Origin of the sequence: Streptomyces capitiformicae (assembly GCF_002214185.1) — a bacterium.
Taxonomy (GTDB): domain Bacteria; phylum Actinomycetota; class Actinomycetes; order Streptomycetales; family Streptomycetaceae; genus Streptomyces; species Streptomyces capitiformicae.
Genome location: NZ_CP022161.1, coordinates 10,245,794 through 10,271,235 on the forward strand (window position 1 = coordinate 10,245,794; position 25,442 = coordinate 10,271,235).

Genomic DNA, 25,442 nt, shown 5'->3' on the forward strand with positions numbered 1-25,442 from the left:
CTGTATCGATGTGCGGCTCCGCCGTGTGGGCGCGAGCAACCACAAACAACCCGCACCCGCCACACAACACAACCCCCCGGGCCAGAAGGCACCGGGGGGTTGAAGGGGCACAGCCCCTGGTGATGGGAACCGGTAGGGGTGGTGGGGGCGAAAAACTCCCCCACCACCCCCGCGGCGACATCAAGCCGGCCGAGACCGAAGCCCCTCCAGTAAAATGTCCAACAACCGCGCGGACGCCGCAGCCTGCTGCGCCGCATCCGGCAACGACGGCGCAGCCGTAGCGATCACCAGCAACACATCCGCCACGGTCACATCCGCCCGCAACTCACCCGCGCCGCGAGCCCGCTCAACCAACTGCCCCACGACCTCGAGCAGCGCGGAAGCCCCGGAATCATCCGCCGGAGCAGAGGAGGCCCGCGAGACGGCAGCCGAACCGCCGGAGGCACCCGCACCCGAACCCGCCGACACGAGCCGCAGCTCCGCCCCCGGCTGAGCCCGCTGCTGCGGCACCCGCGCCTCGTCCACGACGAGCCCACCGACGCCGCCGGTCCCACCGACTCCGTCGGCCCCGTCCTCGGCGACCCCCACCCGCAGCACCTGCGGCGGCAACAGCCGCCCGGCACCCGAGGCCACCGAGGTCCGCAGGAAGCGCGACAGCGCCGACCACGGGTCCTCCTCCTGTCCGAGCGCGACCCTGGCCTGCTCGGTGAGCCGAGACGTCTCCTCCTCGGCTATCCGCCGGACCAGGACGTCTTTGCTCGGGAAGCGCCGGTAGACCGTGCCGACACCCACCCGGGCGCGCCGGGCGACGTCCTCCATCGGCGCGCCGTATCCCAGCTCGCCGAAGACCTCGCGCGCCGCGCGCAGCACGTGCTCGAGGTTGCGCTGTGCGTCCACGCGGAGCGGAGTCGACCGCCCTCCGTCCCCGCGTCCGTTGCCGCCCGCCGCGCCGATCGCACCGCTCGGTGCGAGGGCGGAGGTGGACGACCAATGCGAGTCCTGAATATGCATACGTGTTCCCCCGGTAATGACGTCTCCCCCCGGAGACTCTCCCCGTCATCGGAAGCCGGAGCTACGGAACGAGCGTCAGCGGTCCGCCACGGTTCGGAATCCGAACTCGGATCCCGGTCCCGACCGAACCTCTTGAACGCATCCCCCCTACACCCCGTCGAGACACGAACATAGTTGAGAGGGAGTCAATTCAGAAGGGGCAGGTTCCGCACGGAGCGACCCCCGATCGGAGTACGGGCCGGTTACGTCCCGTTTGCGCCCCCTCCTGCCACCCGGCTCACACCATCTGACCTGCGCATCTGCCGCACACTCCGGTAAACCGGCCAACCCCGCGCCCCCAAGGCGACCGGTCACACAAATTGCCGGGCCTGTGGACAAACCAACGAGAGAGGTGCGTCATGGGATGGTGAAGGAACGGATGCGCATCCTCATCGTCGGCGGCGGCTACGTCGGGCTCTACACCGCGCTGCGTCTGCAGAAGCAGCTCAAACAACAATTGACGCGTGGCGACATCGAGATCGTCATCGTGTCGCCCGACCCTTATATGACGTATCAACCCTTCCTTCCGGAGGCCGCCGCGGGCTCCATCTCGCCCCGCCACGTGGTCGTCCCGCTGCGCCGCGTCCTGGACCAGTGCAAGGTCGTCATCGGTGAGGCCACCGAGATCAACCACGCCAAGCGCACGGCGACCCTCACCACCCTCGCCACCGAGGAGGGCGGGGAGGCCGAGCAGCTGACGTACGACGAACTCGTCCTCGCCCCCGGCTCGATCTCGCGCACGCTTCCGATCCCCGGGCTCGCCGACCACGGCATCGGCTTCAAGAGCGTCGAAGAGGCCATCGGCCTGCGCAACCACGTCATCGAGCAGATGGACATCGCCTCCTCCACCCGCGACCCCGCGATCCGCGACGCGGCCCTCACCTTCGTCTTCGTCGGCGGCGGCTTCGCCGGGGTGGAGGCGCTCGGCGAACTGGAGGACATGGCCCGCTATACCGCGCGCTACTACCACAACGTCACGCCCGAGGACATGAAGTGGATCCTCGTGGAGGCCTCCGACCGCATCCTCCCGGAGGTCGGCGAGGAGATGGGCCGCTACACGGTCACCGAACTGCGCCGCCGCAACATCGACGTACGCCTCCACACCCGCCTCGAATCATGTGTGGACCGCGTCGCCGTCCTCAGTGACGGAGCCCGCTTCCCGACCCGTACGGTCGTCTGGACCGCCGGTGTGAAACCGCACCCCATCCTCGCCGCCACCGACCTCCCGCTGAACGGGCGCGGCCGTCTGAAGTGCACCCCCGAACTGTCCGTGGAGGGTGTCACGCACGCGTGGGCGGCGGGTGACGCGGCCGCCGTCCCCGACGTCACCGCCTCCGAACCCGGCAAGGAGACCGCCCCCAACGCCCAGCACGCCGTACGGCAGGCCACGACCCTCGGCGACAACATCGTCCGCTCCCTGCGCGGCGAGCCGCTGGAAACGTACGCCCACGCTTACGTCGGCTCGGTCGCCTCCCTGGGCCTGCACAAGGGTGTCGCCCACGTCTACGGCCGGAAGCTGAAGGGCTACCCTGCCTGGTTCATGCACCGCGTCTACCACCTGAGCAGGGTGCCGACCTTCAACCGCAAGGCCCGCGTCCTCGCCGAATGGACCCTCTCGGGCCTGTTCAAACGGGAGATCGTCTCCCTCGGATCACTCGAACATCCCCGTGCGGAGTTCGAACTGGCGGCCGGTGGAAAGCCTCCTGCAGACCCGAAGGGGTCGTCCTGACCGGATCCAGGAACTCCACCGTTCAGACCGACGTCTGACGAATGTCGGTCCGGTCGGCCAGACTGTTCCGCGACATGATCCACGGACATGATCCACGACGATCAACACCCACGAGGACCCACGAAGCACTCACGACCAGGCGCCCCCACCGCTGAATTCCGGGCAACCCCCGGACCCACGGCCGGATCCGGAGCCGGCCACAGACAACACCACGAGGCACGAGGCAAGGATTCGGTGAACTTCACGCGCTGGAGCGCCCGGCTCCCCGGTACGCAGCGCCGCGCCGCAGCGCGGACCGAACACACGGTCACCCCGGACCGGCGGGGAGAAGGCTCCGTGCCCGCGGCCCGCGCCGAACGGCAGACCGACGACCCACCGGACGACACACCGAGCGTGCCGTCCGTCCCCGCCGGCCCGTCCGTCCCCGCCGTGGACGAGCTCCCGACCCGAGAGATCCTCGACCGCATCCCGGCCCTCGTCGCCCTCGTGCACGGCCCGGACCACCGCACCGCCTACGTCAACGACGCCTACGTAGCGGCCTTCGGCGTACGCCCCCTCGGCGAGCCCGCCCACGAGGCCCTGCCCGAGCTGGAAGCCCTCGGTCTGCTCCCGCTCCTCGACCAGGTCCTGCGCAGCGCCAAACCCCGCACGGTCAAGTCCCGCAAGGCCCCCACCGGCCGCTCGTACACGATCACCTGCACCCCGGTCGACGTGCCGGGCGCGGGCGGCACCAAGCCCGGCGAGGGCGGAGTCCTCATCTTCGCCGCCGACGTCACCGACCACGCCGAGGCCGCCGAGCGCCTGCGCGCCAGCGAGCGCAGCCAGCGCCAGACCGCCGTCACCCTCCAGCGCTCCCTCCTCCCGCAGGAGCTCGAACAGCCCGACGACCTGCGTATCGCCGCCGTCTACCACCCCGGCGGCACGGAGGCCGCCGTCGGCGGCGACTGGTACGACGTGATCACCCTCGGCGGCGGCCGCACGGCCCTCGTCATCGGCGACGTCATGGGCAGAGGAGTACGAGCGGCCGCCGTCATGGGCCAACTCCGTACGGCCGTCCGCGCGTACGCCCGCCTGGACCTCCCCCCGCACGAGGTCCTGCAACTGCTCGACGGCCTGGCGACGGAAATCGACGCCAACCAGATCGCCACCTGCGCCTACGCCGTCCACGACCCCAACGAGGGCCGCCTGATCTACGCCTCCGCAGGCCACCTCCCCATCCTCGTCCGCGACGAGAGCGGTACGGTCCTGCGCGCCGACGAGCCGACCGGCCCTCCACTCGGCACAGGCGGCTGGATGCACGCCTCGGGCTCGGTCCCCCTCGGCCCCGGCTCGACAGCGGTCCTCTACACGGACGGCCTGGTGGAACGCCGCAACGAGGACCTGGACGAGGGAATCGCGGCCTTGGAACGGGCCCTGGCCGGCGCCACGGGCACCCCCCAGGTCGTCTGCGACCGCCTGGTCCGCTCCACGGGCGTGACGGCGGACCACGACGACGACGTCGCCGTCCTCGTCCTCCAACACCCCGCCCGCACAGGCCCCGACAGCGAACTCTTCCGCAACGCGGCCCTGGAACTGCTGGGCGGCGTAGAAGCGGCCCCCCGAGCCCGAGCCTTCGCCTCCGGAGTCCTGACCAGCTGGCGCTTCCCCCCGGAACTCCACGACCTGGGCGTCCTGGCGGCAAGCGAGCTGGTCGCCAACTCCCTCCAGCACGGCACCCCACCCATGCGCCTACGCCTACGCCGCACCGACCGCCGCCTCATCGTCGAGGTCACCGACGGCAACGACCACCTCCCCCGCCGCCGCCGCGCCGAACCCGGCGACGAGTCCGGCCGAGGCATCGCCATCATCGCCACCATCGCCTCCAACTGGGGCAGCCGCCGAGCCCCCGGCGGCGGCAAGTCGGTCTGGTGCGAGTTCGCACTGCCCCGGGGGACGACCTGACAAGGAGCGCCCGCCGCCCCACCCCGAGAGGCAGGTTGGGTAGTCCGACGCCGACGAGCGCGAGCACGGCCGACGAGGCGCGGCGCGCGGAGCTCCGGCTGCGCACCGTCGGCGTGGTGTTCCCGGGAGCACAACGCACCCTGCTCGGCCTGGTGATCGCCATGCTCCCCAGCGTGGTCCTCGCCTCCCGGATCTCCGGCTTCGTCCTGAGCGTCCGGTGGTGGCAACTGGGCGTACTCGCCGCGGCAACCTATGCCGCGGCATTCCTCGCCGCAGTCCTCTCCGCACACAAACTCCGCGTGACCGAAGCCCGAGCGACCTGAGGGGCGTCCCCTCGACGCCCCTCAGGGCAGGCGCATCAGGCCCGCGCCACCACCGGCTCCGCGGCGGCTCCGCCCCCGGCGACCACTCGGCTCTGCGCGAGCGACGGCTGGTCCTGCACCTCCGTGAGGTGCCGCCCGAGCCGCAGCGCCAGCACGCTGATACCCAGCGAGCACAGCAGGAACGCCACGATGTACGGCGCGTGCAGCGAGGCACCCATCGGTCCGCCCACCGCCGGACCGACAGCCAACGCGAGCTGCTTCACCAGAGCGAAAGCGGAGTTGTACTGCCCCGCCATCCCGGTCGGCGCGAGATCCGCGACCAGCGGAGCGACGGTCGGCGACAGCATCGCCTCACCCAGCCCGAACAGCGCGTACGTCGAGACGAACGCGGCCACAGCCATCTCCTGACTGCCACGCCCCAGCCCCGCGAAGCCCGCCACGCCCCAGGCCAGGGCCCAGATCAGCCCCACGGCCGCGATCACCCGCGACCGCCTGCGGCGCGCGACGAACCGCAGCACGGCGAACTGTGCGACCACGATCACCGCGGTGTTGGCCGCCAACGCCGTTCCGAGCGCGGACGTCGATATCCCGGCCGCCTCGACCCCGTACGCGCTGAGCCCCGACTCGAACTGCCCGTAGCAGGCGAAGAACAGCACGAACCCCAGCACACACAGCCGCACCATGGCCCGGTTGCCGAGCAACTGCTTCCAGCTGCCCTTCGCCGTCGCCCCCACCGGCACACTCTCGACCTTCGGCGCCCGAGGCATCCGCACGGTCGCCATCACACCGACGAGCAGCAGGAACATCGCCGCCTGTATGGAGAACAGCAGTGTGAAAGACCCCGCGCGTGTGGCATCGACGAGATGCCCGCCTATCAGCCCACCGACCCCGAGCCCGAGGTTCTGCAGAAAGAACTGCGTGGCGAAGTCCCGCGACCGCGTCTCCGTACGCGAACAGTCCACGATCATCGTCGCGAGTGCCGGCTGCATCACGGCCTGCCCGGCCCCGAGCGCCGCCGCGGACAACAGAACGGTCGTCGCACTGGCCGCCAGCCCGAGGCTCAGCGACCCGACGGCAGCGGTGACCAGGGCGGTGAGCAGCACCGGAAGAGGACCGCGCCGGACGATGGCCCGCCCGGCGAACGGCAGCACCACCAGCGCGGCCACGGCGAAAACGGCGAGCACGAGCCCCGCCGTCACAGCACCGAGCCCCCGCACCTGCGCCACATAGACATACAGATAGGGGACGGTGAAGCCGAGCCCGAACGCGCTGAGCGCGTTGCCCACATGGATCCGGCGCATCGCCGAGCCCCTCGCCCTGCTCACGTTCACCTCTCGCAGTAGGAGTTAGGAGTGAAGACTTCGAAGCTAAAGTTCGAAGATAAAGACTACATGGTGAAGGACTTCAATGCCAGCAGTCTCATGCGATACTTCGGTCCATGGGTGACACCCCGGGCAGCCACGGCACCGCCGAGCCGACACTCGAAGAACAGATCGCCGCCTACCAGCGCGAGTTCCAAGACCTCGACCCCCAGGTCGAGAAGATCGTCTCGGCCCTCTCCCGCCTCAACCGCCGTATGAACGTCGCCTACGGCCGCCAGACCTCGGCCCTCGGCATCAGCAACGCCGAGTGGGAGGTCCTCAAGGCCCTCGTCCTCTCCGGCGCCCCGTACCGCATGGGCCCGAGCGATCTCGCCAAGCGGCTAGGCCTCACCCCGGCCGCCATGACCCACCGCATCGACCGCATGGTCACCGAGGGCCTGGTCACAAGGGAGCGCGACGAGACCAACCGGGTACGCGTCATCGTGGAGCTCACCCCTGAGGGCCGCGAGAAGTGGCTGGAGGCCATGCGCCTCGCCTCGGTCTTCGAGGAGGACCTCCTCCAGGACCTCTCTCCCCTCGAGCGCACCGTCCTCGGCGAGGTCCTGACCCGACTCCTACGACGCGTCGAGCACGCCCAGCCGGACGCCGGCGGACGCCTCAGCGACCTCGACTGAAGACGTACTCTTGGGGACGCCCGAGGTTTGCCGGCGGGTCACCCGGGGGAAGCTTGACAGTCCACCCGCTGATCCGTAAAGTTCTTCGGGTTGCCACGGAGCCGTAACGGTTCTGCGGCAGCACCTTCGCCGCTCAAGCGGCACACAAGCCAACCAGCACGATCTCCCAACCGGGATGAATTCGGCGTGCCCGAATTCAATTCGATTGGGTTCGACGGCCCCGATTGGGAACTGCCGAGCAGATCCGCTAAGGTTTGGAACGTCGGAACGGCCCAACAGCCGTGAAGACAAGCCCCGCTGACTGGGGATCAGGCCCGAAAGGATCTGATAGAGTCGGAACCGCCGGAAAGGGAAACGCGAAAGCGGAAACCTGGAAAGCACCGAGGAAATCGGATCGGAAAACGATCTGATAGAGTCGGAAACGCAAGACCGAAGGGAAGCGCCCGGAGGAAAGCCCGAGAGTGACACCGGCAGCATCACCCCCGGCCCCCCGGCAGCACCCCCGCCCCCGGCCGGGGGCCCGGGGGTTGTCCCCCGGATAGACACCCTCGTGGAACCGAGCGCGAAGGTCGAGCTGCCGGGCAAGGCGCTGGGCTGAGCAGATGATGCACGCGAAGGGGCGGCCACCCGGAATCGGGTGGCCGCCCCTTCAGCGTTCCAGGCGCGGGGAACTGCGCGACCAGCCACAGACGGCCCGCAGTTTCCCGGCGCTCAAAGCGGAGCGCTTACTTGCCCTTGGCCGCTTCCTTGAGCTTCGAGCCCGCGGAGACCTTCACGCTGTAGCCGGCCGGGATCTGGATCGGGTCGCCGGTCTGCGGGTTGCGCGCGGTGCGAGCGGCACGGTGGGTGCGCTCGAAGGTCAGGAAGCCGGGGATGGTGACCTTCTCGTCGCCCTTGGCGACGATGTCGCCGACGACCTCGGCGAACGCGGCCAGCACGGCGTCGGCGTCCTTGCGGGTCACCTCGGCGCGGTCGGCCAGCGCGGCCACCAGCTCACTGCGGTTCATGTTGTTACTCCCGTGTTCTTCTTGCCGTTGAGGCGGACCCGGGTCCTGCGTCAGACCCAACGCCCAGAGACGCATCCTGCACTCACCTGCGGCGGGAAAGCCAATCCGGCACCCCTGGGAGTCACACGAACACCCTTGGGAGTCACACGGAAAGCGCCTCGACAAGCCTGGACTGGCCGCCACCCTAGACGGCGCAAGGCCTCCGGCCCCGCGACGCGCCGGTGCGCGGGGCCGTGGCGACCGTCACAGATGAGCGGCGAGCGGCATTCTCAGTCCGACGTGGCGGCCTTCGCGGCCTCGCGCACGGCGCCGGCCACGGCGCCCGCGACCTTGTCGTTGAAAACGCTCGGGATGATGTAGTTCGGGTTCAGCTCGTCCTCGGTGACGACGTTCGCGAGCGCGGTCGCCGCGGCGAGCATCATCTCGGTGTTGACCGTGCGGGACTGGGCGTCGAGGAGACCGCGGAAGACACCCGGGAAGACCAGCACGTTGTTGATCTGGTTCGGGAAGTCGGAGCGGCCGGTGGCCACGACGGCGGCCGTCTGACGGGCGATCGCGGGGTCGACCTCGGGGTCGGGGTTCGCGAGCGCGAACACAATGGCGTTGTCCGCCATGGCGGCCACGTCGTCGCCGTCGAGGACGTTCGGGGCCGAGACGCCGATGAAGACGTCGGCGTCGCGCACGGCCTCCTTGAGCGTGCCGGTGAGGCCCTCGGGGTTGGTGTTGTCGGCGATCCAGCGCAGCGGCGAGTCACTGGCGGCGTCGACCAGGTCGGCGCGGTCGCAGTGCACGACACCGTGGATGTCGGCGACGACGGCGTTCTTCACACCGGCGGCGATGAGCAGCTTGAGGATGGCCGTACCGGCGGCACCGGCGCCCGACATGACGACGCGGATGTCACCGATCGCCTTGCCCGCGACGCGAAGTGCGTTGGTGAGGGCGGCGAGCACGACGATCGCGGTGCCGTGCTGGTCGTCGTGGAAGACGGGGATGTCGAGGGCCTCACGGAGCCGCGCCTCGATCTCGAAGCAGCGGGGCGCGGAGATGTCCTCCAGGTTGATGCCCGCGAAGCCGGGGGCGATCGCCTTGACGATCTCGACGATCGCGTCGGTGTCCTGGGTGTCCAGGCAGAGCGGCCAGGCGTCGATGCCGGCGAACCGCTTGAAGAGGGCCGCCTTGCCCTCCATCACGGGCAGCGCGGCCTTGGGGCCGATGTTGCCGAGGCCCAGTACGGCGGAGCCGTCCGTCACGACCGCAACGGAGTTGCGCTTGATGGTGAGGCGGCGGGCGTCCTCGGGGTTCTCGGCGATCGCCATGCAGACGCGGGCCACGCCGGGCGTGTAGACCATGGACAGGTCGTCACGGTTGCGGATGGGGTGCTTCGACGCCATCTCGATCTTGCCGCCGAGGTGCATCAGGAACGTACGGTCGGAGACCTTGCCGAGCGTGACGCCCTCGATCTGGCGCAGCTGTTCGACGATCTCGTCGGCGTGCGCGGTGGAGGTGGCGGCGATGGTGACGTCGATGCGGAGCTTCTCGTGGCCGGAGGCGGTCACGTCGAGGCCGGTCACCGAGCCTCCGTGGGACTCGACGGCCGTGGTGAGCTGGGAGACCGCGGTTCCGCTCGCGGGCACCTCCAGCCGGACCGTCATCGAGTAGGAGACGCTGGGCGCCGTTGCCATGGCCGACTTCCTCTGCTGAGAGCACTTACGTTTGCTGCGTTTTGCCGTCCGATCGTCGCACCTACCGCCGAGTAGGCGTTAGCCCCGTGAGATTGAGAACGTTTTGTTCTCAACGGAAAGAGGTCCACGTCACAGGTGACGTGGACCTCTTCGGGTGCCTATGAAGTTCAGTGGCACCGACCCGCCATGCTCGCCTCGCGGCAAGTGGTCGCTCGTAGCGACGAAGGTTGGGCCCGGGGGCTTGGATCGAGCCGGTGCCACACCCAGGCTAACAAACAGATCCCGTAAGGCCATTCCCGTACCGGGAGTTGTTTTTTCCGGGCGCCTGCGCGCTCGGGGGATGAGGGTGCGATCAGTCCCGCAACAGGTCGGGGACGCCCGTCGCGTCGGGGTCGTCCCGGTCCGACGACAGCACCGTCAGTTGTTGCGTGGCTCGGGTCAACGCGACGTACAGCACCCTCAGCCCCGCCGGGGACTCGTCCGCGATCTCCGCCGGGGAGACGACCACCGTCGCGTCGTACTCCAGGCCCTTCGCCTCCAGGCTGCCGAGGGCTACCACACGGTCGCCGAGGCCTGCCAGCCAGCGGGCGGCCTCCTCGCGGCGGTTCATGGCGACGACGACGCCGACCGTGCCGTCGACGAGGTCGAGGAGGCGGGCTGCCTCCGCGCGGACCGTGCGGGCCAGGGTGTCGCGTGCGGCGGTGACGAAGCGGGGCTCGACGCCCGTCGAGCGGACCGCCGACGGGGACTCGGATCCCGGCATGGCCAGCGCCAGCACCTTCGCCGCCAGCTCGGCGATCTCCGCCGGGTTGCGGTAGTTGACGGTCAGCGTGAAGCGGCGGCGGGGACGGCTACCGAGGGCCTCGTCGCGGGCCTCGGCCGCCTCGTCGGGGTCGGACCACGACGACTGCGCGGGGTCGCCCACCACCGTCCACGTGGCGTGGCGGCCGCGCCGGCCCACCATCCGCCACTGCATCGGCGTCAGATCCTGCGCCTCGTCGACGATGACGTGCGCGTACTCGGTCCGCTCCTGCGCCAGCCGCTCGGCCCGCTCGCGCTGGGTCTCCTCGCGTACGGGCATGAGTTCCTCCAGGCCCGTGAGCTGGTCCAGCGGGTCGAGGTCGCGCTTCTTCCGGGGGCGGGCCGGGAGGCCGAGGATGGCCTGGAGCTCGTCCAGCATGGCCACGTCGTGGACGGAGAGTCCGTCCCGCTTCAACGCGCGCGCGACCCTCCGTACCTCCCCCGGGTTGAGGATCCGCCGCGCCCAGCGGCCGAGGCGGCGCTCGTCGGCCATGGCCCGCAGTACCCCGCGCGGGGTCAGCTCGGGCCACCAGGCGTCGAGGAACGCGATGAAGTCGTCCTCACTGGTGATGTCCTCGTCGAAGGAGGAGCGCAGCTCGGCCGCGAGTTCCGGGTCGGTGTGGCGGCCCGCGGCTCCCGACTTGGCCCAGAGGGCGTCCAGCAGCAGCTTGCGGGCGCGGGGACGGAGCAGGTTCACCGGTGCCGTACCGCCGAGGGCAGACTGGCGGATGCGGTTCAGCTCCTCGGTCTCCAGCTCCAGGCGACGGCCGAAGGCGACGACACGCAGGCGGGTCGGCGCGTCGCTCAGCTCCAGGGCACCCCGCGCGGCCTTCCGCAGCACCTTGAGCATGCGGTACGAGCCCTTGGCGCGGGCCACGGACGGGGAGTCGTACAGCGTGGCCTCCGCGCCGCCCGTGTCCTCGGCGAGTGAGCCGATCGCGCGGATGGCGACCTGACCCTCCTCGCCGAGGGAGGGGAGGACGCCCTCGGTGTACGCCACCAGCAGCGGGGTCGGGGAGACGATCAGGATGCCGCCCGCGTACCGGCGCCGGTCCTGGTAGAGGAGGTACGCGGCCCGGTGCAGCGCCACGGCCGTCTTTCCCGTCCCCGGGCCGCCCTCGACGTACGTCACGGAGGCGGCGGGGGCGCGGATGACCAGGTCCTGCTCGGCCTGGATGGAGGCGACGATGTCGCGCATGGTGTGGCTGCGGGCCTGGCCGAGGGCGGCCATGAGGGCGCCGTCGCCGATGACGGGCAGTTCCCTGCCGTCGAGGCGGGCCTTCAGCTCGGGGCGCATCAGGTCGTCCTCGACGCCGAGCACCTTGCGGCCCTTGGAACGGATGACTCGGCGCCGGACGACCCGGCCGGGGTCGACCGGGGTCGAGCGGTAGAAAGGGGCTGCCGCCGGGGCTCGCCAGTCGATGACCAGCGGCGCGTAGTCGGAGTCGAGGACACCGATGCGGCCGATGTGCAGGGTCTCGGCGATGTCGGCGGTGTTGTCGGGGCGGACCGCGCCCTCGGCGGGCTCGACGGCGGTGTACGCGCCGTCGGGTCCCTTCTTGCCGTCCTTGCCGAGCAGCAGGTCGATGCGGCCGAAGAGGAAGTCCTCGAACTCGTTGTTCAGGCGGTTCAGGTGGATACCCGCGCGGAAGACCTGGGCGTCCCGCTCGGCGAGCGCGCCGGGGGTGCCGACCTGGCCGCGCTTGGCGGCGTCGTTCATCAGGAACTCCGCCTCGTGGATCTTCTCCTCAAGACGCCGGTACACCCGGTCCAGATGTTCCTGTTCGACGCCGATCTCCTTCTCGCGCACGGAGTCGTGAGCGGAGTCGAGCGTTTCCTGCTGAACCTGAGCGGCCACCCGGGCCCCCTTCTGACGTGCTGGGCAGCCGTCCACCGTACGCGAAACACACCCCGGGCGGCTATGCGCCCGCCCGGGGTGTGTGTTCTGTCTTGCGTTTCGCCGTTTGTACCGCTATGTGTGCGGCTTGTACCGCCGTGTCTGTGCCGTGTGCGCTACGCCGCCGCGATCTCGACGAGCTTCTTGCCGCTGAAGGTCAGCACCTCGAAGCGCTCGATCTCGTCCGGCGTGAAGGCGGCGCCGCCCTCGACGTAGAGCGGGTTCCTGGCCTGCTCGGTCTTGGCGCCCTCGATGCCGTAGCCCCATTCCGGGACGGACCAGGAGGTGACCGTCTCACGCTCGCCGTTCTTGCCGACGGCGATCAACGAGCACTTCTCCGGGCCCTCGACGTTCTTGAGCTCCAGGACCGCCTGGGTGCCCCAGGCCTTCTCCTGCATGGCGACCGTGGCACTGACCTTGGTGGAGGCGTCCGTGCGCTGCACCTTGTCGTCCAGGCTCATGAACATGTCCCTGGCCGGGTTGGCCGCGAGTACCTCACCCGTCTTGGTGCCGCCGTCGTTGTCGCCGCCGCCGGTCGTCGCGAACACCGCGGTCGGACCCGCGACGATCGCCGCGATACCGGCCGCCAGCATGAAGAAGTTGCGCCGGCTCTTCTTCGCCCGGTGCTGGACGACCTCGCCGACGAGCCGGTCCGAGAGGTTCGAACTCGGTTTCGCCGCCAAGGACTCGCCGATCGCGGGTGTGCCCTGTGCTGCGGGCAGGTCCGCGAGGGCGGCCAGCATCGGTTCCATACCGGCCAGCTCGTCGAGCTGCTGGCCACACCACTCGCACGTGGCGAGATGGGCCTCGAATTGTGTGGCTTCGGCGTCGTCCAGTATCCCGAGGGCGTACGCGCCGACGGTTTCATGGATGTTGTCGCCGGAACCTTGGGCTCCTTGCACAGACCCGGGCATTCCCGGTCCATACCCCCCGTAGATGTTGCTCATGCCGTCACCCCGCGCTCCTCCAGAGCCAGCTTCATCGACCGCAGGGCGTAGAACACCCGTGAGCGGACGGTTCCACTGGGGATGCCAAGCGTCTCGGCCGCCTCATTGACCGTACGCCCTTTGAAATAGGTCTCGACCAGGACCTCCCTGTGAGCAGGGGTCAGGTCGTCCAGCGCGTCCGACAGTGTCATCAGCCACAACGCCTTGTCGATCTCGTCCTCCGCGGGGATGACCTCCAGCGGCGACGGGTCGACCTCCTGCGGCCGGGCCTGCCGGCTGCGGTGGCCGTCGATGACGATGCGGCGTGCGACCGTCACCAGCCAGGGGCGTACCGATCCGGTCGCTCGATTGAGCTGACCGGCGTTCTTCCAGGCCCTGATGAGAGTTTCCTGCACAACGTCCTCGGCACGCTGGCGGTCGCCGGCGACCAGACGCAGCACGTACGCGAGCAAGGGTCCAGCATGCTCGCGGTACAGCGCGCGCATCAGCTCCTCGTCTGGTTCCGAGGGCTGTGATGCGCGATGTCGGGCCCTGTGCGGGCGTTCATCGGCCACAGCGGAATCCTTGCGCACGGCTACCTCCGGTGTCCGGGGGTTCCCCCAGTCGGTCGCTCACATCGGGATACGTAGGTAATCAGTTGTGTGTTCAGAGTTGAGCCACAACTTTCTCGATTCAACTTGGGGAAGTTGGGGCTGCTGGGGGACAAGTGCGGCCATATCCGCGCTTAAACCGGCACTCATGGGCGGGAATTGTGAAGACGCCCGTACGGCAGTGTGAAAAACAGCACTGCTGCTTCTTTACGGAAGCGGGGTGGTTGCCCAACTGCCCGGCCCGGCAAGAGAGATGGGCAATCGGGATGAAGACGCCCGAAGTTGAGTGATTCGGTTACGCGAGTCAACGCGTGGGTGGTCAGGCGCGGGCCAGGCCCGCTCGGCGGCGGTGGCGGGCTACTCGTTCTCGGTTGCCGCAGATCTCGCTGGAGCACCAGCGGCGGCGCCGGCCGCGGGACGTGTCGACGTACACGATGGGGCAGTTGTCGCCGGCGCACTGGCGCAGGCTCGCGCAGGCGACGGGGTCGGTGAGCAACTCGACGGTGTCGCGGGCGATGACGGCGAGCAGGGCGGCGCAGTCCGGGGGGCGGTCCAGGGTGCGGGTGAGGGTCAGGGCGGGCGTCAGGGTGGGGGTGCCGTCGTCCGTGCGTACGGCGCGGACCGCGCGGGGGGCCGGAGTTGCCGCGCGGGCCAGTTCGTTGACCCTCGCCAAGGAGATGTCGAAGGGGCGGTAGTCGGTTGTGCGGTCCGATTCGGTGCGGACCAACTGGCCGATGTGGCCGCGCAGTTCCCGGAAGCCGATCAGCCAGTCGGCGGCGATGTGGTCGAGGGAGGTGTTCTCGGGGACGATGCGCGCCGCGGTGATCCAGGCGTGCAACCGTTCCGCCGAGTCGAGTTGTTCCTCGGGGTGGGTGGTGGCGAGGAGGTCCAGGCAGAGGTGACCGCAGTCGAAGCGGGACCCCTGCGGGGCTGGGGACGGGGATGTACCCGGTGCCATGTGCCTGTCACCGCCTTGGGATTACCGCGTCACAGGGGTGCCTGAAACGGTCGTACCCCCTACAGTGCCGGGCCGCGCCCGGTGGCGGAACCCCTCCAGGGGCTGCGCCCCTTCTGCCCCTGGCGCCTTACAGCTCGAGGGTGCGTGTGTGTGGGCGAGTGCGGGTCCGTAGTGGCTGGTCGCGCCCACGCGGCGGAGCCGCACATGAGCACAGCCCCGCGCCCCTTGAAAGCTTGGGGGCACCCCACGTCCTTTACCCGGCCCCCCTCAGCCGCCGTACTTCGCGTCCGCCGCCGGGTCCAGGGCCAGGCGGTAGCCGCGTTTTACGACCGTCTGAATCAACTTCGGCGCCCCCAGGGACGTGCGCAGGCGGGCCATGGCTGTTTCCACCGCGTGTTCGTCCTTGCCGGCGCCGGGGAGGGCCTTCAGGAGTTCGGAGCGGGGGACGACCCAGCCCGGGCGGCGGCACAGGGCGCGGAGCAGGGACATTCCGGCCGGGGGGACGGGGCGCAGGGCGCCGTCGACCAGGACCGCGTGACCGCGGATCTCGACGCGGTGGCCGGCGATGGGGAAGATGCGGGCGCGGCCCGGGAGTTCCTGGCACAGCAACTGCACGAGCGGGCCGAGGCGGAAGCGTTCGGGCTGGACCGTGTCGATGCCGTGGGCCTGGAGGGGCAGGGCCGTGACCGGGCCGACGCAGGCCGGGAGTACGTCGTGGTTCAGGGCGTTGAGCAGCTCCGGGAGCAGGCCCCGGTCCTCCGCGCGGGAGAGGAGCGAGGCCGCCGCGGGGGCACTGGTGAAGGTCAGGGCATCGAGGCCGCGGCTGATCGTCGAGTCGAGGAGGCGATCCATCGGGGCGATGTCCTCCGGGGGCATCCAGCGGTACACCGGGACGCCGACCACCTCGGCGCCGCCCTCGCGGAGGGCCTCGACGAAACCGGGGAGGGGTTCGCCGTGCAGCTGGACCGCGATACGGCGATCCTCGACGCCCTGCTCCAGCAGGCGGTCCAGTACCTCCGCCATGGATTCGGAGGACGGTGACCACTCCTCCGTCAGACCGGCGGCTCGGATCGCGCCTTTCACCTTCGGGCCACGGGCCAGGACCTCCACACCGCGCAGCTTGTCCAGCAGCGCCTCGCCCAGTCCCCAGCCGTCCGCCGCCTCGATCCAGCCGCGGAAACCGATGGCCGTGGTGGCGACCACGATGTCGGGCGTCCGGTCGAGGATGTCCTTGGTCGCGGCCAGCAGTTCGCTGTCGTCGGAGAGTGGCACGATGCGCAGGGCCGGGGCGTGGAGGACCGCGGCCCCGCGGCGCTGGAGCAGCGCGCCGAGCTCGTCGGCCCGCCGCGCCGCCGTCACGCCCACGGTGAAGCCCGCCAGCGGGCCGTGTTCCGGCTGCGCCGGCCGCTCGGCCCGCTCTGGTCCCTGCTGTTCGTCGTACATGGCTCTCGTCCCGCACTCGAGTCGTTGCACCTGGGGCCTGTCTTCAGACCATTCGTGTCGTCAGACCATGCTTGGCACCTTCATGCCGAACGAGCCTGTCAACGGTGCGTGACAGGCTCGGTTCGGCTTGATGTCGCTGGTGTTACGTCGCACGTGTCAGGGCATGGGCGACATCACACCTCGGCGTAGCTGAGCTGCGGCTTCGCTTCCGTCGCAACTGTGTTCTGGGCCGTGCCGGCGGCCGGGCGGCGAAGGTATACGGCCCAGGTGACGGCGAAGCAGAGCCCGTAGAAGGCGAGGAAGGAGACGAAGGCGCCGGTGCCGGAGCCGACCGTCAGGAAGGACTGGCGGAAGGCCAGGTTGATGCCGAGGCCGCCGAGCGCGCCCACCGCTCCGATGATGCCCATGGAGGCGCCGGAGAGGCGACGGCCGTACGCGGCGGCCTCCTCGCCCTCCAGACCCTTGGCGAGGGCCTTGGCCTGGTAGATGCCCGGGATCATCTTGAAGGTGGAGCCGTTGCCGAGTCCGGTGAGGACGAACAGGGTGATGAAGGCGCAGGTGAACAGCGGGAGCGACTTCTGCATGGAGGCGACGACGATGACACCGGTGGCGGCGGCCATGGCGACGTAGTTCCACAGGGTGATCTTCGCGCCGCCGTACTTGTCGGCGAGCGAGCCGCCGACGGGGCGGATCAGCGAGCCGAGCAGCGGGCCGAGGAAGGTGACGTACGCGGCCTGCAGCGGCGTACGGCCGAACTGGGTCTGGAGGACCAGGCCGAAGGCGAAGCTGTAGCCGATGAAGGAGCCGAAGGTGCCGATGTAGAGGAAGGACATGATCCAGGTGTGGGCGTCCTTGACGGCGTCCTTGGCGGCACCGGTGTCGTTCTTCAGGTGCGCGATGTTGTCCATCTTGACCGCGGCGAGGACGGCGGCGATCACGATGAACGGAATGTAGATCCCGAGCAGCACGCGCGGACCGCCGCTGGCGCCGATGACGGCGAGGCCGACGAGCTGGACGACCGGGACGCCGATGTTGCCGCCGCCCGCGTTGAGGCCGAGCGCCCAGCCCTTCTTCCGCAGCGGGAAGAAGGCGTTGATGTTGGTCATGGAGGAGGCGAAGTTGCCGCCGCCGATGCCGGCGAGCATGGCGCACACCAGGAACGTGGTGAACGAGGTCCCCGGTTCCATCACCAGGAACGCCGCGACCGTCGGGATCAGCAGGAGGCCCGCGGAGACGATCGTCCAGTTCCGTCCGCCGAAGAGGGCGACCGCGAAGGTGTACGGGATGCGCACGATCGCGCCGACCAGCGTGGCCATCGAGACGATGAAAAACTTGTCGGCCGGGGTGAGCCCGTACTCCGGGCCCATGAACAGCACCATCACCGACCACACGGTCCAGATGGAGAAGCCGATGTGCTCCGAGAGCACTGAGAAGATCAAGTTGCGACGGGCGACCTTCTCGCCGGTCTCGTTCCAGAAGGCCTCGTTCTCCGGATCCCAGTGCTCGATCCAGCGGCCTCCCCTGCTCGCGGCGGGGGCTTGGGTCGGGGCTGTCATGACGCCTCCACGGTTCTCCGGCTCGGGTTCTTACCAGCTCGTACTTGGGGGGTGAGGTGTGATGAGTCCGAAGGTAGGGAGGGCGCGTTTCCTCGCTGTGGCACCGAGTGACCGGAAAGGAACTTTGCTCTCACCGGAGCGCGGCCCGGCTGGTGAGGAATCGGTGAGGGCAGCGTCATAACCTGCGGTCACGCCACCTTCGGGGCGGCCCGCATCCCAATGTAGGCGCACCGGGTGCCGTCGCTGAGCGTGGAGAAGACCACAGGCATCCAGTCCTCGGCGAACGAGGCGCCGCCGCCCGCACCCGCGAAGACCGTGTCCGACAGGGGCACGAGCTCCATCTCCAGGTCGGGCGAGTAGCCGACCATGCCGTCGACGAAGGCGTACGTGAGGTGCGGTGTGCCGTTCCTCTCGCTGATCGTGATGACGACTCCCTCCCTCTTGTACGTACCGGTCCAGGGCGTGATGTCGACGGTGGGCGGCTGCGCGGCCGGGGCGAACGGGGCGGGCATGGTGATCCCGGCCAGCTCGGCCATCAGCTCGCGCAGCAGGTCGGCGTAGAGGAGGCGGGAGGCGCCGCCGTTGGTGAGGAGCGCGACGGCGACCCCGGCGGTCGGCACCACGCGCAGGAAGGCGTACTGGCCGGTCGCGGCGCCGTCGTGCCCGTAGCCGGGGACGCCGTCCCAGTCGTACAGCGTCCAGCCGAGGCCCCAGCCGTCGGCGCTGACCGTCCATTTGTCGGGTACGTCGGTCTCGCGGGCCTGCATGGCCGTCACGGTCTCGGGGCGGAGGATCCCGCCACCGCCGTCGAGGTGCGCCTTGGCGTACCGGACCACGTCACCCGCGGTGGCGAGCACCCGGGCGCCCGGGCCGGCCGCGCGGGGCATCAGGTCCCAGGCCGGGGCCGGGGTCTGCCGCCCGTCCTCCCCCGCCATGTGTCCCATCGCCACGCGGAACGGCAGCGCCTCCTCCGGGAGCGTCATCGAGTGCGTCAGCCCCAGCGGCGCCAGCACCCTTTCCCTGAGCGCCCGGTCCCAGCTCATGCCGGTCAGCACCTCGACGATCCGGCCGAGCACGACGTACCCGATACCGCTGTACGACACCGCCGTACCCGGCGGGCAGTCCATCGCCACGCCCTTGGCGGCCTCGACGTACTTGGCGATCGCGTCGTCACCGCGCCCGGTGTCGATGTGGAAATCGCAGGTCAGGCCACTGGTGTGGGACAGCAGCAGGCGGGGCGTGATCACCTCGGTGGCCTTGGGGTCGACCGTCGCGAACTCCGGCAGCACCTTCACCACGGGGACGTCCAGGTCGAGCTCACCGGACTCCACCAACTGCATGACGAGGGCCGCTGTGTAGACCTTCGCGATCGAGCCCAGCTGGAAGACGGAGTCGGTGGTCGCCTCGACACCGGTCGCCCGGCTCAGTACACCACTGGCCAGTTCATGGACCTCGCCGTCGACCAGGAAGGCGAGCGTCGCGCCCGGGACGTCGTGGGTGGCGCGGAGGGTGTCGAGGCGGTGCTGCCAGTGGGCGAGGTCGAGGGTCTGAGGCATGGCTTGCTCCTTCGGAGGTGAGTGATCCGGTTCCGCCGCACACCGTGCGGCCGCGAGGAACACTGTACGCATCGCGCACAGTGTTCGCAAGGACGTACAGCGTTCCCCTGATGGCGCGTGACAGGCCATGCGCAAGGCCGCCCACGGGCGCATGCCACGGGCGGCCTTGCGGTTCGGATGAGGTGTCAGGCGCGGGTGGCGTCCGCGTCGAGGCGGGTCTCCAGGCCGTCGAGCAGCCACTGAAGGCCGTAGTCAAAGTTGTCGTGCACGACGTCGGCGGACGCGGGGAGGCCGCCGACGGCCTGTTCGGTGTAGCGGCGGCTTTCGGTGTAGCGGCGGCTGAGGAGCGGGTAATCCCGAGTGGCCTGTTCGATCGCGGGCCATGCCTCGCGGGTCCAGTCCTCGGGGCTGCGGCCGCCGCGGGCGAGCATGGTCAGCCAGGCGGCCTCGCTGGTGGTCATGCCGAGGACGTACGCGAAGAGGATCCGTACCGCGTGGTCGGCCCGGTCGAGCGCGAAGCCGGCCGTGTGCAGCATGGCGAGCATGCTCTCGTTCAGCCGGAGCGAGTTGGGACCCAGGGAGACGCCCACCTCGCCGAGCATGGGGGCGATCCAGGGGTGGCGCAGGATCGTGGCACGGACGTCGTGGGCACACCGGGCGGCGGCCGTCCGCCAGTCCTTCGCGGCGTCCGGGGCCGGGATCTCCATCTCGCCATAGACCCGGTCGACGACCAGCTCGATCAGTTCGTCCTTGCTCGCCACGTGCGCGTACATGGAGGTCGCGCCCGCGTTCAGCCGGGCGCCGAGGCGACGCATACTCAGCGCGCCGGCGCCCTCCTCGTCGAGCAGCCGGACGGCCTCGGTGACGATGTGGTCCCGGCTCAGCGTGGGCCGCTCGCGCTTGGGGCGGCGCGGGCGGGTCCAGGCGGAGGGGATCACCGGCTCCCCGGGGGCACCGGGGTTCTTGGAGCCCTCGGCGTTCCCAGGGCTTTCGGGCATGCGGCCTCCTCGCACGACGTACGGACGCAGGTCCTGTCAGGTTCCGGCCTGGCCGTCCACCTCCACCTCCGGGGCCGACGGCTCGGTGGCGGTGCCGACCCTGAGCTGCTCGGTGATCTGCACGAAGGCCGCACGGAGGTGTTCCGGGATACCGAGGGCGATCGCGGCCTGTTCGGCGGAGAGGAAAGTCTGGTCCTCAGGGGCCGTGCCGGTCGCGGGTGACGCCGGAGCCTGGGGCAGGTCCTCCTCGGTCAGCTTGCCGGAGCGGATCAGGACGTCCCGTACGGGAATCCCCAGAGCCCGGGACAGGCCGCGCATCGTCTCCAGGTCGGGCATGCTCTGGCGCTGCAGCAGCCGGGTGATGGCGGCCCGGTGCACCCCGGCGTCTTCGGCCAGCTTGGTCTTGCCGCCGCCGCGCGGACTGTCGATGTCGTACCCACGCGCCCGCATCACGCCCTCTACCCAGGCGGCGAACTCATCAATGTGTTCGGCATCGCTCTTCATGTGTGAACGCTCCCCTCAGCTCACCCCCACGTTAACGGTCGTGCGCACGCGAACTATGCAGTTGCGTGCACGCACGGGTAAAGGTCCAGCGTGAGGGCCTTACGTCAATCCCCGCTGCGCGCGAGATCGCAACATGTGAAGCTGTGTGCGGGCTCGCAACAAAAGGAGACTTTCCTTCCCTCTTCAGTTGCCGCTGCCCCCTTCCCTGGTTGCCGCAGACCGGCTCCCGGTTGCCACAGACGAGGACCGCCTGGACGCCCTCGAACACACCCGCTGGCCCTGCCGTCCCTGGCGGCGATCACGTCCTGCACGGCCCTGGCCGTGACGGTGTGGTCGGCGTCGACCGGGAAGTAGCCGCCTTGAGGGGTGGGCCCACGCCGCCCCTCAAGGCCGGTCCGCCAGCCACTCCTGCAGTTCGCGGTGGCGGAACTGGTAGGCGAAGCCCTCGACGCGCATGATGCCTGCCTCGACGCACCAGTCGAGAAAGGCGCCGAGACCGGCGGGGAGCCGGCGGCCCGCGACAAGCTTGAAGAGGGCGTAGCGGCGCCATGCCTTCGCCGCAATGATGAAAGCGGGGAGGGCGATGAGGAGCGGGCCGTAGGCGAAGCCGAGGCCGCTGCGCGTGCTCTGGGCGATCAGCGCGCCGACCCCCAGCGAAGCGACGGTCGCCCAGAGGAGCGCGTAGCGCAGTTCCGCACGCAGCGGGTCGCGTGGGCCGGTCAGGGTGGCCTGTGGGCGGTCGCCCGTCCTCCAGACGGCCTGTGAGGTCACGAACGCAAGGACGCTCCCGGCCAGGATCGCCGCGAACAGCGACGGCCTGAGGTCCCGGCCCGACAGGTACAGCACGTAACCGACGACGTAGAGCACGTTGCAGGCGATCATCCTGGGCTGTCTCACGAGCCGCCAGTCGAGGTGCCGTGGAACGGGCTGCCGTCGGGTGTTCTCCAGCGCCGCCGGCAGCACCGTCTGCATGAGGAGCAGCATGCCGAAGACGGCGATATAGGGCTGGTACTGCTGCGGGAGCCTCTCCCAGGGTGTGAACCCGAGCCGCTCCGCCAGGCTGATGGAGATCACGAACGGCCAGACCAGCATCATCAGTTCGTAATACGGCAGCCCGGAGTCGCGCTCCATCCGCCACAGCCGGTGCAGTACGAGATCCGTGTCCGAGACCACCTCGTCCCGGGGGCGAGGGCCGTCGTCCGACTCGTCCGGCTGGTTGGCGTCCCGCAGATGCCTGGCCAGGACCGTCAGCCATTCCTCGACCTTCGCGGGGTCCCGGCGGCGGCCGACGTCCGGCTGCCGGTTGCGCGTCGACGCGGCGGCGTGGGTGTACAGGCCGAGAAGGTGGGCGGGTACGGCGTCCAACGGCATGGCCAGGAGCGCGTTGGGGTTACGAAGGGGGCGGTAGTCGTGTTCGTCGCGCTCGGTGTACGCCGTGGTCAGCAGGGCCATCCGCCACGGGGTGTCGAGGACCCTGGCCAGACCGCGCGGGGTGCCGGTCCAGGTGAGGGTCTCGGCGAGCCGTCGCCATTCGGGCAGCCACTCCCCCGTCTCGTCCTGAAGGCCGCTCTCGCGCAGGAACGCGAGCTGCTGGTCGCTGGAGAGCGGCTGGAGGGTGACGACGGTGGCGTTCTCGAGCCTCTCCTTCGACTTGAGGGCGTTGTAGCGGTCGGTGCGGCAGAGCACCACGAGCGGCGCCCGGCCCGTCCGGCCGTCGTACTCGCGGTTCAGCCGTCCCAGGACCTTCAGCGCACGGGTCTTCCCGGGCGGCGCGTCGGGCGGGTCCATCTCGTCGAGGCCGTCGAGGATCGGCAGGACGAGACGGTCGTCGAGGAGTTGGCGGGCCACGGTCCTGGAACGGACCAGGCCCATTTCCTTCAGGTAGCCGGACAACCAGTCGACCAGCGTGAGTTCGGTGTTCCAGGTGGACAGCGGGATGCGTACGGGCACCGGATCGCCGTCCTGCCAGCCGCCCATCAGATGGGCCATCAGCTGGGTCGCGGCGACCGTTTTCCCGGAGCCCGGACCGCCGAGGATGACCAGGCGGTCCTTGCATCGTGACGAGGTGAAGTAGTCGCCCAGCGGATCCGACACCGTGATCCCGGGGTCGGCGGAGTCCTTGAAACCGACAGGGATCACGTTGCCGGAGCCCGGGAAGTAGCCGCGTGGAGCGGCGATGAGACGCCGGTCCACCTGGTTCTTGAACTCGGCCAACTGGCGATTTCGATCGGCCTGTTCGACCCTGATCGTGAAGCCCAGCGCGTACAGACCGATGGCGACGCCCGCCGCGCCGAACGCGGTCGCGAGGATGTCGGCCAGCGGGCTGTCGCGCAGCGGCGCGGTGTCCCGGAAGACGAAAAGACCGACGGCTCCCGTGAAGGACACGACGGCCAGGATGCTCCATATGGAACCGCGAAACGCCCCCCGTGTTGCTCTCATACCTCAGGAAGTGTGGTGATCTGTCGGGGACTTGGCAATTCATGAGGTGTCTGGCCCTGCCATGTGCCTGCGACCGCGGGCGGCCCGCCCGGTCAGGCTTCGCGCAGGAACCCGTCCCCGTGTGCGGCGATGTGCGCCTCCAGCGCGGAGAGCGCCTGCTGGGTGGCGTCGGGGGTGCCCGACCCACGCCGCTCCGCGTAGTACGCCGCCCCGAGCTTCTTCAGCAGATCGTTTCCGGCCCTCTGCTGCTGAACCTCGTCCACCTTCTGCCTGCCCTGCTGCAACGCGCTCTGCGCCTGCTCCTTGGCCCTGTCCAGGAACCCGCTCATCTCCGACCTCCACGATCTCTGTCGGCTCTTGCCCCGGTCCCCTCGTGGGAACAGCGGTAGTGCCGTGATCGGCAGTCTGTCCCACAACCGAAACACGGTGGCCGACCGCCGCACGCGAAGCTTACGATCACGAGCAAGGCGGGGTCGTAGCACAGAGGTAGTGCGCCGCGACAGCATCTCGGAGGACGCCGGTTCGAATCCGGCCGCCCCGCCCCCCAGCGGTGTACGTGCGCTGCCGACGGGGCGGCTTGGCACGGTATTTGGCGGATTCGTCCCAGGTCCGGGGTCAACGACCAGCTCCTCCCGACGGCGGAAGCGGAACGGATCTGCCAGTCTCACAACAATTTCTCAGCCGGAATCCATTCAGGCCAACTGGAATCAGGCTAGTCGCAACGGGGCGCCGTATACGTCTCGCCGCCACAGGCACTGCTGTTCCACCGCCTGCTCTCCCCCCACCTCGAACCACATCAGCTTTCCCCCACTCCTCACCAGGCTCCCGCCCTCGCGCTCTGCGCCTGCTCCATGGCCCGGTCCAGGAACCCGCTCATCCCCACCTCCGCGTGCGAACGCTCAGGCGTGACTCCAGGGCCGGAGCGCGCAGGCGTCCCAGGAGAAGCGGCGTAGGCGTGTCTGTTCGACGTGCGCAGCGGTATCGGCGTAGGTGGAATTGAGATGACGGCCGAGTACGACGACAGCCACAGTGCCGGCGCCGGAGGCCTTCAGGGCCGCTACTGCGGACTGGGCATGGTGGCCAGTGGTCCAGGTGTCATCGATGAGCAGGACGTTCTCGGGCTTGAGACTGTGGGCTCGCATGTTGAGGTGTCGCGTACTCCTTGTCGCCGAGAACTCGGTCTCACGTTGAGTGACGCGAGACCGAGCTGCGGGCCTGGGTGACCACTCTTGGAGCACTGGAATGACCACGTGTAAGAACCCGTCTTTGAACCTCGGGGACTACGTCGCAATAGGCTCAGATGCGTGGATTCTCAACAGCCGACGCAACGCGCTATCCCGGTTGCGTGGCGCCTCGTGGCGCACGATGTTCAAAGACGGGTTCTCACCTTGTTCCAGCCGAGTGTCGCGGCGGCCACCCTCGCGCTGGCTCACTGGTGACAGCGGGCCCCGACGATCCCTGCTCCGGCGGCACAGTTGCGGCTCGACTGTGACGCCGGAGTGGTCCTGCTGGCTATATTCGCGGTTGGCAGCAGTTGTTCGGCGCTCCGGGAGGCAGGCCGGATAGGCACGGGCCGTTGCTCACGAGGGCAGGGTCGCCCGACGGCCCATCCTGATCCCCGGGCCTGTCCCCAGCGACCTGTCCGCCTCCGCCGGCAGGACCATCGGGACACTACGAATTTTTAGGGCTGTGTCAGCCTCCGAGGATGTGGACCTCGGTCGAGTTCGTACCGGTGTTGCTCTTCTTCAGGGCCACCAGATCCGGACGCCCGTCCCGGTCCCAGTCGGCCAGGCCGAAGTCGAACGTGGCGTCGGTCTCGTGCAGCGCCGTACCCGTCGCCTCTGGCCGTACCCACCTGGCCAGGTCGCGTAGGGCAGCGTTCATCAGCGGCCTCCGGCCGCGGGGGCCTCCCGGGATCGGACCACGGACAGGATCCGTGTCGCCGCCCCGGGGTCGAGTACGCCGGGGACCAGTACGCCCAAGACCGTTCGGGGCGCGCGGCTGAGCGGACTCACTCCCACTCAG

At 69.5% G+C, this 25,442-nt stretch carries 21 protein-coding genes and 1 tRNA gene; 5 read left to right on the top strand and 17 right to left on the bottom strand.

Annotated elements, in window-relative coordinates; translation table 11 throughout:
- Positions 1-180: 180 nt before the first annotated feature.
- Positions 181-1,011 carry a TetR/AcrR family transcriptional regulator gene (locus CES90_RS45900; protein ID WP_189781076.1) on the bottom strand — a complete coding sequence of 277 codons (831 nt, stop codon included), beginning with the start codon at positions 1,009-1,011 and terminating at the stop codon, positions 181-183.
- Positions 1,012-1,414: 403 nt separating this feature from the next.
- Here CES90_RS45900 and CES90_RS45905 point away from each other — a divergent pair, with 403 nt between their 5' ends.
- The 3 genes from CES90_RS45905 to CES90_RS45915 all read left to right on the top strand — a co-directional run bounded on the left by CES90_RS45905 (position 1,415) and on the right by CES90_RS45915 (position 5,043).
- Positions 1,415-2,779, top strand: a complete 1,365-nt coding sequence (locus tag CES90_RS45905) for an NAD(P)/FAD-dependent oxidoreductase (RefSeq protein ID WP_189781077.1) — start codon at positions 1,415-1,417, stop codon at positions 2,777-2,779.
- A 234-nt stretch (positions 2,780-3,013) separates the two neighbouring features.
- The gene (locus CES90_RS45910) at positions 3,014-4,720 is read left to right on the top strand and encodes an ATP-binding SpoIIE family protein phosphatase (protein ID WP_189781078.1); all 1,707 of its coding nucleotides are present in this window, start codon (positions 3,014-3,016) and stop codon (positions 4,718-4,720) included.
- Between the two features lie 35 nt (positions 4,721-4,755).
- A complete protein-coding gene (locus CES90_RS45915; RefSeq protein WP_189781079.1) occupies positions 4,756-5,043 on the top strand; it encodes a hypothetical protein in 288 nt (95 codons plus the stop codon).
- Between the two features lie 35 nt (positions 5,044-5,078).
- Here CES90_RS45915 and CES90_RS45920 read toward each other — a convergent pair whose 3' ends face one another.
- Positions 5,079-6,344, bottom strand: a complete 1,266-nt coding sequence (locus tag CES90_RS45920; RefSeq protein ID WP_189781126.1) for an MFS transporter — start codon at positions 6,342-6,344, stop codon at positions 5,079-5,081.
- A gap of 137 nt (positions 6,345-6,481) precedes the next feature.
- Between CES90_RS45920 and CES90_RS45925 the strand changes: the two genes are divergently transcribed.
- Positions 6,482-7,039 (top strand): MarR family winged helix-turn-helix transcriptional regulator, encoded by a 558-nt coding sequence (locus CES90_RS45925; RefSeq protein ID WP_189781080.1) that lies wholly within the window; start codon positions 6,482-6,484, stop codon positions 7,037-7,039.
- Between the two features lie 725 nt (positions 7,040-7,764).
- Here the strand turns inward: CES90_RS45925 and CES90_RS45930 are convergent.
- The 13 genes from CES90_RS45930 to CES90_RS45990 all read right to left on the bottom strand — a co-directional run bounded on the left by CES90_RS45930 (position 7,765) and on the right by CES90_RS45990 (position 23,746).
- Positions 7,765-8,046 carry an HU family DNA-binding protein gene (locus tag CES90_RS45930; RefSeq protein ID WP_005486790.1) on the bottom strand — a complete coding sequence of 94 codons (282 nt, stop codon included), beginning with the start codon at positions 8,044-8,046 and terminating at the stop codon, positions 7,765-7,767.
- Positions 8,047-8,315: 269 nt separating this feature from the next.
- Positions 8,316-9,728 (bottom strand): NAD-dependent malic enzyme, encoded by a 1,413-nt coding sequence (locus tag CES90_RS45935; protein WP_189784152.1) that lies wholly within the window; start codon positions 9,726-9,728, stop codon positions 8,316-8,318.
- A gap of 352 nt (positions 9,729-10,080) precedes the next feature.
- Positions 10,081-12,387: a HelD family protein gene (locus CES90_RS45940; protein ID WP_189784153.1), complete on the bottom strand. Its 2,307-nt coding sequence runs from the start codon at positions 12,385-12,387 to the stop codon at positions 10,081-10,083.
- Positions 12,388-12,542: 155 nt separating this feature from the next.
- Positions 12,543-13,340, bottom strand: a complete 798-nt coding sequence (locus CES90_RS45945; protein ID WP_189784154.1) for a zf-HC2 domain-containing protein — start codon at positions 13,338-13,340, stop codon at positions 12,543-12,545.
- Between the two features lie 29 nt (positions 13,341-13,369).
- Positions 13,370-13,945, bottom strand: a complete 576-nt coding sequence (locus CES90_RS45950) for a sigma-70 family RNA polymerase sigma factor (protein ID WP_013003188.1) — start codon at positions 13,943-13,945, stop codon at positions 13,370-13,372.
- 337 nt (positions 13,946-14,282) lie between these two features.
- Positions 14,283-14,921, bottom strand: a complete 639-nt coding sequence (locus CES90_RS45955; protein ID WP_189784155.1) for a CGNR zinc finger domain-containing protein — start codon at positions 14,919-14,921, stop codon at positions 14,283-14,285.
- 267 nt (positions 14,922-15,188) lie between these two features.
- Positions 15,189-16,364, bottom strand: a complete 1,176-nt coding sequence (locus CES90_RS45960; protein ID WP_189784156.1) for a uroporphyrinogen-III synthase — start codon at positions 16,362-16,364, stop codon at positions 15,189-15,191.
- Between the two features lie 173 nt (positions 16,365-16,537).
- On the bottom strand, positions 16,538-17,920 hold the full coding sequence (locus CES90_RS45965; protein ID WP_189784157.1) for a nitrate/nitrite transporter: 1,383 nt from the start codon (positions 17,918-17,920) through the stop codon (positions 16,538-16,540).
- Positions 17,921-18,108: 188 nt separating this feature from the next.
- Positions 18,109-19,476, bottom strand: a complete 1,368-nt coding sequence (locus CES90_RS45970) for a serine hydrolase domain-containing protein (protein WP_189784158.1) — start codon at positions 19,474-19,476, stop codon at positions 18,109-18,111.
- 185 nt (positions 19,477-19,661) lie between these two features.
- Positions 19,662-20,474 (bottom strand): TetR/AcrR family transcriptional regulator, encoded by an 813-nt coding sequence (locus tag CES90_RS45975; protein ID WP_189784159.1) that lies wholly within the window; start codon positions 20,472-20,474, stop codon positions 19,662-19,664.
- Between the two features lie 36 nt (positions 20,475-20,510).
- Complete coding sequence (locus CES90_RS45980; protein WP_189784160.1) at positions 20,511-20,978, bottom strand: helix-turn-helix domain-containing protein; 468 nt, start codon at positions 20,976-20,978, stop codon at positions 20,511-20,513.
- 384 nt (positions 20,979-21,362) lie between these two features.
- Complete coding sequence (locus CES90_RS45985; RefSeq protein ID WP_189784161.1) at positions 21,363-23,363, bottom strand: NACHT domain-containing protein; 2,001 nt, start codon at positions 23,361-23,363, stop codon at positions 21,363-21,365.
- A gap of 146 nt (positions 23,364-23,509) precedes the next feature.
- Positions 23,510-23,746: a hypothetical protein gene (locus tag CES90_RS45990; RefSeq protein ID WP_189784162.1), complete on the bottom strand. Its 237-nt coding sequence runs from the start codon at positions 23,744-23,746 to the stop codon at positions 23,510-23,512.
- Between the two features lie 137 nt (positions 23,747-23,883).
- On the opposite strand from CES90_RS45990, the gene CES90_RS45995 reads away from it, so the two are divergent.
- Positions 23,884-23,960, top strand: a tRNA-Leu gene (locus CES90_RS45995).
- 356 nt (positions 23,961-24,316) lie between these two features.
- On the opposite strand, the gene CES90_RS46000 is transcribed toward CES90_RS45995, so the two are convergent.
- On the bottom strand, positions 24,317-24,559 hold the full coding sequence (locus tag CES90_RS46000; RefSeq protein ID WP_189784163.1) for a hypothetical protein: 243 nt from the start codon (positions 24,557-24,559) through the stop codon (positions 24,317-24,319).
- A gap of 550 nt (positions 24,560-25,109) precedes the next feature.
- Positions 25,110-25,301 carry a hypothetical protein gene (locus tag CES90_RS46005; protein ID WP_208921653.1) on the bottom strand — a complete coding sequence of 64 codons (192 nt, stop codon included), beginning with the start codon at positions 25,299-25,301 and terminating at the stop codon, positions 25,110-25,112.
- Positions 25,302-25,442: the final 141 nt, after the last annotated feature.